Source organism: Mucilaginibacter sp. (assembly GCF_036383575.1).
In the GTDB taxonomy this organism is placed as follows: domain Bacteria; phylum Bacteroidota; class Bacteroidia; order Sphingobacteriales; family Sphingobacteriaceae; genus Mucilaginibacter.
Map to the genome: position 1 here is coordinate 1 of NZ_DASVOB010000450.1, position 9,476 is coordinate 9,476.

Annotated in this window: 6 protein-coding genes; 3 read left to right on the forward strand and 3 right to left on the reverse strand. The window is 42.0% G+C overall.

Annotation, left to right across the window (positions count from 1 at the left end; translation table 11 throughout):
• Window positions 1–245: 245 nt before the first annotated feature.
• Both VF500_RS16040 and VF500_RS16045 read right to left on the reverse strand, forming a co-directional pair.
• The gene (locus VF500_RS16040; protein WP_330860638.1) at window positions 246–620 is read right to left on the reverse strand and encodes a DUF779 domain-containing protein; all 375 of its coding nucleotides are present in this window, start codon (window positions 618–620) and stop codon (window positions 246–248) included.
• 193 nt (window positions 621–813) lie between these two features.
• A complete protein-coding gene (locus tag VF500_RS16045) occupies window positions 814–2,316 on the reverse strand; it encodes an aldehyde dehydrogenase family protein (protein WP_330860639.1) in 1,503 nt (500 codons plus the stop codon).
• Between the two features lie 153 nt (window positions 2,317–2,469).
• On the opposite strand from VF500_RS16045, the gene VF500_RS16050 reads away from it, so the two are divergent.
• Complete coding sequence (locus tag VF500_RS16050; protein ID WP_330860640.1) at window positions 2,470–3,402, forward strand: AraC family transcriptional regulator; 933 nt, start codon at window positions 2,470–2,472, stop codon at window positions 3,400–3,402.
• A 147-nt stretch (window positions 3,403–3,549) separates the two neighbouring features.
• On the opposite strand, the gene VF500_RS16055 is transcribed toward VF500_RS16050, so the two are convergent.
• Window positions 3,550–4,194 carry a redoxin domain-containing protein gene (locus VF500_RS16055; protein ID WP_330860641.1) on the reverse strand — a complete coding sequence of 215 codons (645 nt, stop codon included), beginning with the start codon at window positions 4,192–4,194 and terminating at the stop codon, window positions 3,550–3,552.
• Window positions 4,195–4,592: 398 nt separating this feature from the next.
• Here VF500_RS16055 and VF500_RS16060 point away from each other — a divergent pair, with 398 nt between their 5' ends.
• Both VF500_RS16060 and VF500_RS16065 read left to right on the forward strand, forming a co-directional pair.
• A complete protein-coding gene (locus VF500_RS16060) occupies window positions 4,593–6,365 on the forward strand; it encodes a L,D-transpeptidase family protein (RefSeq protein WP_330860642.1) in 1,773 nt (590 codons plus the stop codon).
• A 364-nt stretch (window positions 6,366–6,729) separates the two neighbouring features.
• The coding region (locus tag VF500_RS16065) for a SusC/RagA family TonB-linked outer membrane protein (RefSeq protein WP_330860643.1) at window positions 6,730–9,476 on the forward strand (2,747 nt) is incomplete at its 3' end.

Below are 9,476 nucleotides of genomic sequence, written 5' to 3' on the forward strand. Positions count from 1 at the left end.
GACAGTAGTAAAGTTCAGCAGGATCCTGAAATCCAAAAGGCAAGAAAGATCGCTCGTCTGCAAAAAGAAGCGCAAAAACTCGGCCTTACACTCCAAAATGCAGCTTGATTATGAATACTTTACATGCACGTCATTATAAGGTACGAAGCAATCCCCAAGATGCAGAGCCGCTATGCAAGTTTATCTGTAAAGTTCGCGATTGCTTCGTACCTCGCAATGACAGTTTTGTTGGATATGTACGATCATCAATCCTCTATAAAACTCACCGGTTCCAGATCTTTCAACTCATCCTCAGTAAACAACCTGGAGTGGATCATAAACCGAAACCCGGTCGGAATCTCAATCGAAAAACTTGAACCACGGCCTTTAGTAATATCAAGCTGTAGCTGGGTATGCTGCCAGTATTCAAACTGATCTTTGCTCATCCAAAACTCGCAGCCATCCACCTCTCCTATTTTTACATCGCTGCCGCCCAATTTAAACTCCCCTTTTTCAAAGCACATGGGTGATGAACCATCACAACAACCGCCGCTTTGATGGAACATCAATTCGCCAAAGCGGGATTTGAGCTCGGCTATCAGCTCCGAAGCTGCGGAGGTTATCGTTACTCTTTGGATCATGTTGTATTGATTGATATTAAGAGTTATTTACAAACAATTAAAAATATGTCATTGCGAGGAGCATTCCGGGCCTTGTGAGTAAGGCCGCGACGTGGCAATCTCGTAGCTATGCCTCTTAGCCCTGTATAGCTACGAGGTTGCCACGCTTCGCTCACAATGACATAACGAGGGATCGAATTGGTAAAAGCCGGGATTAAAAAAATCCCAGCTTGTTCTTATTATATGAGATCAGCATGTTTTTAGTTTGACGGTAATGGCCAAGCATCATTTTATGATTTTCGCGGCCAAAACCTGATTTCTTATAGCCCCCGAAAGGTGCGTGCGCCGGGTAAGCATGATAATTATTTACCCAAACCCTGCCGGCCAGTATAGCGCGTGGTACCTGGTAAAGTTCATGCGCATCGCGTGTCCATACACCGGCACCTAAGCCATAAAGTGTGTCATTAGCTATCGCGATGGCCTCTTCGGTGGTTTTAAAAGTAGTTACGCAGGCAACCGGACCAAAAATCTCTTCCTGGAAAATGCGCATTTTGTTATTGCCTTTAAATAATGTTGGCTGAATATAATAGCCGCCTTCCAATTCACCATCCAGCTTTTTAATCTCACCACCACAAAGCACTTCGGCTCCTTCTTCCTTCCCAATTTTCAGGTATGATTGAATTTTTTCATACTGATCGTTAGAAGCCTGCGCACCCATCATCGTAGTCCCATCAAGCGGGTTACCCATAATGATGGCATTGGTACGCTCAATTACCCGCGACATAAATTTATCATAGATGTTTTCATGAACCAGGATCCTCGACGGGCAGGTACAAACTTCACCCTGGTTAAGGGCAAATAATACCGCGCCTTCAACAGCCTTATCAAAAAACTCATCATCTGCGTCGCCAACCGATTCAAAAAAGATATTTGGCGATTTGCCGCCAAGCTCCATGGTAACAGGGATGAGGTTTTCAGAGGCATACTGCATAATAAGGCGACCGGTTGTGGTTTCACCTGTAAAAGAAACCTTGGCTACCCTTGGCGAAGAAGCCAGTGGCTTACCTGCTTCCGGACCAAAACCGGTGATGATATTTAAAACCCCCGGCGGCAAAATATCCTGGATCAATTCCATCAGCACCATGATTGACGTAGGCGTTTGCTCGGCCGGTTTTACAACACAGCAATTACCTGCTGCCAGCGCAGGGGCAATTTTCCAGGTAGCCATCAACAAAGGAAAATTCCAGGGAATGATCTGCCCAACTACACCAAGCGGCTCATTTAAACAAATACTTACGGTATATTCATCATGTTCGGAAATCCCCCCCTCTTCGGCACGGATCACACCAGCAAAATAGCGGAAGTGATCAATAACCAATGGTAAATCGGCAGCGCGGCATTCGCGGATGGCTTTGCCGTTATCAATACATTCAACAACAGCCAAAAACTCCAGGTTGGCCTCAATAACATCGGCTATTTTATTTAATAAGGATGCCCGGTGTGCGGCTGATGTTTTGCCCCATGTTGGGAATGCGGCATGAGCGGCATCCAAAGCCAGTTCAACATCTTCCTTTCCTGATCGTGCAGCTTTAGTGAACACCTTACCGTCAATAGGCGAAATGTTATCAAAATATTCGCCCTTAACAGGCGGAACAAACTTACCGCCGATAAAATTGTCGTACTTATCCTTAAAGGATGGTTTAGAAACAGCGCTCATAATTTTTCATGTTTTTTGGTAACACTAATGTAGAGTTACCTCGCTGTAAGGTATTTGCATTATGCTCTCAAATGGTAGCACAATGGTCGCATTTTTTTACCTGTTTGTTAATCAAAATAAGTATGCCTAATTTGGCATAAATTATAAACGGCTATGAATAACAAAACCCTGTTATCTCCACTAAGCCTTTCACACGGAAAAGAACTGAATACACTGATTGAAAACCGCAAGGCTTACACCATGAACCGTTGTGAGCTTAACGTTTTTGAAACCTTTCAGCGCTCCGAACTGGTGCCTTTAACTTTTAGCGACCTGGTAATTACCAGCATGCTTCGCGGAAAAAAGGTAATGCACCTGTTTGATAAGCCCGGTTTCGATTACCTCCCCGGTGAAACCGTCATTGTTCCGCCTAATATTACTATGAAAATTGATTTCCCGGAGGCAACAATCAACCAGCCTTCGCAATGTACAGCTCTTGCTATCAATCATGAAGAAATTGCCAATACGCTTGATTTTTTAAATGAGAATTACCCGAGGGAAGATAAACGGGTATGGCAGCTGAATTATAACCAGTTCCACTTTTTCAATAATTATGAATTAGCTCAGCTGATCAACAAACTTATCCGCATTAGTACAGGCGATGCCCTTACCAAAGATGTGCTGGCCAATCTCACTTTAAAAGAATTGCTGATCCGTATTATGCAGATGCAAAACCTCAATGAGATTAGCGACAACCTGCATGAGCTATCAAGCGGCAGCCGTTTTGCCTATGTGCTGGAATACATCAGGGTGCATTTAAGTGATAAATTAAATATTGATGCCCTGAGCCAAATGGCGTTCATGAGCAAAGCCAGTTTTTTCCGGGCGTTCAGGCATGAGCTGGGCATTTCGCCGGTAGATTATATCATTAAGGAGCGTTTACAGTTAGCCAAACAATTGATGAATAACCCGCACAATAGCATCTCGGAAGCTTGTTTTAAAGCCGGGTTCAACAATCTCAATTACTTTAGCAGGGCATTTAAAAAGATAGAGGGCATTACGCCAAGCTATTACAAGGCGAAACTGCGGGGCGGGCATTTGAATTAAGTATAGATGTCGATTTCGTTTCAGCCGTAAAGTAAAAATCTTACACGTTAGGCTTAGCGTATTATGCACTATCCACACGTATAAGATCTCTTTTACTTCAGATACTTAATTTTCAATACATTATTGAAATAACAGAGTGAAGTTACCTTAGGCTGATTTGCGGCTGTTGCTGATCAGTGCCGATTCATAAACCGCGCTGATGATCTCTTCGCCTGCAAAAGTACCCAGGAAATCCCAGTCGATATGGCTGTAGATAACCTGCTTTGACGGTTCAATAATATATGTAGCCAATAACGGCGCATTCTCGTCAATGCCCGAAAATCTGTCCCATACCGGGTAATCGTCAGAATATACCCTGAACTGTTGTGCTATTTCTTTGTCGGTATCATGGTAAAAGTTAAGGGTGAGGCTTTGTTCCCATGCCCATTTTTCAAGGTCTTCGGTACGCTCATCGCTAATGATAAGCAGGTTGCCACCGCTTGCCTTAACTTCATGCTGAAGGTTATTCAGTTGTTTAAGCTGTGCCAAACCTTGCTGTCCCCAATGGCGCGAATAAAAAGAAATAACCAGCGGTTTACTTAATAAATTCCTCTGCGAGATATGGCCATGCGTTTCCGCACCATTATAAAATTGCTGCCAGCGGCTGTAATCGTTACTCAATTTAAACTCAGGAACGATATTGCCGGCCTTTACAGGGTGCAATGATTTCAACTTACGAAAGTTCAGATCAGGGTCGGCAACAACTTCAAGCAGGTCAAAGAAAGGATATTTATTATTATTTGTGGTTTGCATTTTTAATTAATTTATGATGTTATGGATAATGTTTTTAGGTAATTGTATGTCGAAATTTTAGTCGATCAACAACAACGGCATAATCCATAAATTACCCTGTAACGCATCAGCAAGCCCGGCGGGGCATCATTGCTTATTTGTATATTACGGGATGTGTGCATAAATGTATATTAAAGTAAGGTCAGTAAATTTAGAGTGTAACAGCTGATACGGAGGGAAAATCTCAACAACAGCAACACATGGGCATATATACGCTCCTACTACTTTGAGTTGGTGTATACTTGTTGCCGATGATTAAACTGTTGCTTGCCATATATTTTTGAATGCTACATGACAAATATACTATAACATCTATAAACTTAGTAGAATTTATTTGAAAAAATATTTCAACTCCTTTTATGGCAAGATCTTCTGGCCGTTGGGCGATCAAATTAAATGATTTATATCACGAATCAAGCGCCGGTAAAACAATAACTTTGTTTCACGCGTTCCGTATAACCAATAAATTAACTATGCAAAACAGGCTGAAACCGCGATATATTATCTTATTTATTTTAAGCGTTTTAGCCCTGTCCGGTTGTAACAACTCTATTAAAAAACATAACCTTTCCAAAGCAGATTCCCTCAAAAAGAAAATAGTTAAAGAGTGGACCAAAACCATTCCGGGTAATTTCAGCGATCAAACTGAACTTGTGTTTGACAGTACCCGTATCACCACATTTCTTCAAAACCATCCAGCTTTAATTCCCTACGAGCAGGATCTGCGCAATTTTTATCGCAAGCGTAAATTTGCTTATGCATGGTATGAAAAAGGTACCTTAATTGAGCAAGCCGGTAACCTGAACGACAGGTTAATGAACCTGCAAAATGAAGGCATCTATAAAGGTATCCCCTACCAAAAAGATTTAGACTCGCTGATATTTGATAGCCATTCAAAAACAAAAGTAAAAAAACCTGATATCGGCACCGAATTGATGCTTACTGCCCAGTATTTCGCGTTTTCAAAGCTGGCTTTCCGGGGTATGAGCGATTCGGTTAGCCGCGCGGTAAACTGGTTTCTGCCACGCAAAAAGATAGCTTATGACGATTACCTGGATACACTGTTAAAAAAGCCATCGAAACAGCTACCTGCTGCAAGTGAGCCGGTGTACCGCCAGTATGACCTGCTGAAAAACTTCCTCGCCAAATACCGCCAGCTCGATGCCCGTGAAAACTGGGAACCTATCAAACTCAAAACAAAGTTGAAGCCAGGTGATTCATCAGTCATAATTACCCAAATAAAAACCCGGTTATACAAACTGGAAGATTTTAAGGGCGATACATTAAATAACCAATTTGATGATGAGCTAAAAGCAGCCATAAGCCAATTCCAGCTCAGGCATGGTCTTACAGCCGATGGCCGACCAGGCCCCGGTACCATTGCTGAGATGAATGTTCCGCTCAAGTCAAGGATCAAACAGATCATCGTGAATATGGAGCGCTGCCGTTGGTTGCCGGTAAGTTTAAATACTGATTATCTTGCCGTTAATATCCCCGAGTTTAAGCTGCACGTTTACCACGCCGATAGCTTATTATGGAGCTGTAATGTAGTGGTTGGTCAAAAAGTACATCAAACGGTTATATTTTACGGTGAAATGCAGTACGTAGTGTTCAGTCCTTACTGGAACCTGCCTGAAAGTATTGTACGCAATGAAGTATTGCCGGCCATGCGTAGCAACCGCAATTATCTTAAAGAGCATAATATGGTGATAACCGGAAAGGAAAACGGCTTGCCGGTAATTCAGCAAAAACCTGGGCCGGCCAACTCATTAGGCCTGGTTAAATTCCTGTTCCCTAACAGCTACAGTATTTATTTACATGATACGCCTTCACGCTCGTTATTCGGCGAATCGTCACGTGCATTTAGCCATGGTTGTATACGTGTAGGCGAACCAGCTAAACTGGCTTCCTTTCTTTTAAAATACGATAGTACCTGGACAGCCACCCGCATTAATAAAGCCATGCACCTCGGCAAAGAACAACAGGTTACCCTCAAACAAAAGATGCCTGTATTTATAGCATATTTTACCGCCTTTACTGACAGGAATAACCTGCTCAACTTCCGCAAGGATATTTATGACCGCGATGATCAGCTTGCATCTATGATCATATCCGGCAGCGGACAGTACTAAAAGCCCTTTTATCTCCCTTTTTTCTCCTTATAACAGTTTAAAATACTGGTAAATAATAATTGTAAAATATTTTTTACGGGTTTGTAGGCAATCGCTAAAATTTAATTGTCCTCACTTTAAATCATCATAGTGCGCCCCTTCAAAGGATGCTTTTCCTTCAGCACGGTGATCCGTTAACCAAACTATATGACATTATTAATAAACCCAGGAAAACTGATGCCTATGTAAAAAAAGCTTACTCTCCCCGCTACAGGCAATAATTACCCGGAGGGAATTACTGCCCCGAAAAAGATTTTTGAATGTTTATAACTGCGCAGTGCTTCCAGGGCGCTTCGCTATTAACTCCCTTTAAATTCAATAAAATATGAAATTTTTCAAACACCCGGTGGGTGTACACAGGCCATGGATATCAAAATCCCTCAACCTGTGTAAATTTGCCCTTGCAGGTATGGTGCTCTTGAACATGCAGGCTTCGGCTGCTGAAGCGCCAAAAGCAAAAGCCAATTCAAACTTTAATTTTAACTTAAACTTCGCAAAGCTTACCGGTAAGGTAGTTGACGAAAAAGGCGAAGCGCTTGTAGGCGTAAGCATCAGGATAAAAGGCACCACCACAGGTACCCAAACTGATGCCAACGGTAACTTTACACTTGATGTACAGCCCAACACCGTATTAATTGTAAGCTACATTGGTTATGGCACCAAAGAAGTTGCGGTGGGAGGTAAATCAACAATAACTATTACTTTAAACTCTAATACAAACCTGAACGAGGTTGTAGTAACGGCCTTAGGTATCAAAAAAGAACAGAAAAAGTTAGGTTACGCAGTAACAACAGTTAAAGGCGACCTCCTCGATAAAGCTAAAGAGTCAAACATTGCTTATTCATTAGAGGGTCGTATTGCCGGTGTAAGTATCAATGGCGTAAATGGTGGTCCAGGCTCTTCTGCACGTATCCTGTTACGTGGTATAACCAGCAGCACTTCGGGCTCTCCGCTATTTGTAATTAACGGTGTACCAATGGATAACTCATCACGTGGTACATCTGGCGAGTGGGGCGGCGCGGATTATGGTGACGGTATCTCTAACATCAACCCCGATGATGTTGAAACCATGACTGTATTGAAAGGTCAGTCTGCATCAGCGCTATACGGTGCACGTGCTGCTAACGGTGTTATCTTGATCACAACCAAAAGCGGCAAGAAAAATTCTGGTTTTGGCGTTGAATTTAACAGCAACTTCCAGGCCGATCAACCTGTTAACTATGAAGATTTCCAAACCGTTTACGGTCAGGGTGAACATGGCGTAAGGCCGGTAAGCGTTGCCTCGGCTGTATCAAGTGGTAACTTAGGCTGGGGTGAGAAATTGGACGGAAAACAAACTATCCAGTTTGATGGTAAAATGTACCCTTACTCGAACAAAAGCAACTACCTTGACTTTTACCGTACAGGTACCACCTTTACCAATACCGTATCATTTGATGGTGGTAATGAAACAGGCGCTTTCAGATTATCAGTATCAGACGCGCATGCCAACTCAATTGTACCAAATAGTAACTTAGACAGAAAAACCTTCAACTTAAACGCTAACCAAAATGTTACTGACAAGTTGAATATTGCTGTTGTTGCCAATTATCTGGTTGAAAATTCAAAAAACAGACCAAGCTTAAGCGACGGTCCGGGTAATCCGAACAACATTTTGTTCCTGGCAGCGAATGAAGATCAGATAGCGCTGAAGCCTGGCAGCACATCCTCTGGCGCTGAGCAACAATGGAATAACGATATCTACGTTACCAATCCTTACTTTGCAGCTAACAACTTCATTAACAACACAGGCAGAAAACGTTTAATTTCATCATTAACAGCTCGTTATGATTTCACTAAATGGATCTATGCTCAAGCCCGTATTGGTTATGACAACATTAACGACAGCCGTTTTAAAGTAACTCCAACAGGTACAGCTTATTCAAGCAATGCCGCAGGTGGTTTGGATGAACAATCAACGGCACAACAATATGAGTTAAACTATGATGCATTGGTTGGTGTAAAACATGATATCGTAAAAGACTTGTTATCGTTTGATTTTACAGGTGGTGGTAACATCCGCAAAAACAGCTATAATTACACCAGCTTAAGTGGCGGTCCTTTTATTTTGCCATACTTCTATAGTTACTCAAACCTGCAAACCAAAAATGCAGCAAGCTATACCTTTAATCAATCAGAAGTTCATTCAGCTTATTACACAGCCGACTTCTCACTTAAAAACTATTTAGTATTAAGTACTACCGGCCGTTACGATACTTATTCAACACTGTATCCTGTAGTAGTAAAAGGTAACGGTCAAATCTTCACACCATCAGTTGCGGGCAGCTTCATTTTCTCTGAATTTACTCATATACCATGGCTTGATTTTGGTAAACTGCGTGTATCTTACGCTAAAACCAGCGGTGAGCCAAATGATAAATATATTACTCAGCAGTATTATAACATCAACAACCCCGTAAATGGTACTGTAACCGGTGGTTTCTCAACCGATCTACCTAACTACTTCCTGAAACCGTTTACTTTAACTGAGACTGAAGTTGGTACCGAATTGAAATTCTTTGGTGGCCGCGCAGGCTTGGATTTTGCATATTTCCATCGTAAAACCAAAGATGATATCTTAAAAGGTACATTAGATTACGCCGCAGGTTATCACACCCGTTACATCGGTACTCAATCAATCCAAAACAACGGTGTAGAAGTTGAGTTAAAAGGTACAGTGTTCCAAACACCAACTTTCAGCTGGTCACCTTCATTTAACTTTACCTATGTAAAAAATAAGGTATTGAAAACTGATGATTTAGCTACTACTCAAACATTAGGTACCTACAGGCCATTAAACGCCAACCTTGCTTTCGTTGTAGGCTTGCCAGGCCCTCAGGTAATGGCTACCGAGTATAAACGTAATGCTTCAGGCCAAATCATATTTGATTCAAACGGCTTACCTGAATCTGACGGTGTTCGCAGGGCACAAGGATCAACTGCTCCAAAAATTTACGGTGGTTTTAATAACGATTTCAGCTACAAACACATTAACTTATCGTTCCTGGTTGATTACAGGTTTGGTAATAAAAT

Coding starts and splice junctions, on each gene's coding strand:
- VF500_RS16045 (WP_330860639.1), bottom strand. CDS start 2,316: ATGAGCGCTGTTTCTAAACCATCCTTTAAGGATAAGTACGACAATTTT.
- VF500_RS16050 (WP_330860640.1), top strand. CDS start 2,470: ATGAATAACAAAACCCTGTTATCTCCACTAAGCCTTTCACACGGAAAA.
- VF500_RS16055 (WP_330860641.1), bottom strand. CDS start 4,194: ATGCAAACCACAAATAATAATAAATATCCTTTCTTTGACCTGCTTGAA.
- VF500_RS16060 (WP_330860642.1), top strand. CDS start 4,593: ATGGCAAGATCTTCTGGCCGTTGGGCGATCAAATTAAATGATTTATAT.
- VF500_RS16040 (WP_330860638.1), bottom strand. CDS start 620: ATGATCCAAAGAGTAACGATAACCTCCGCAGCTTCGGAGCTGATAGCC.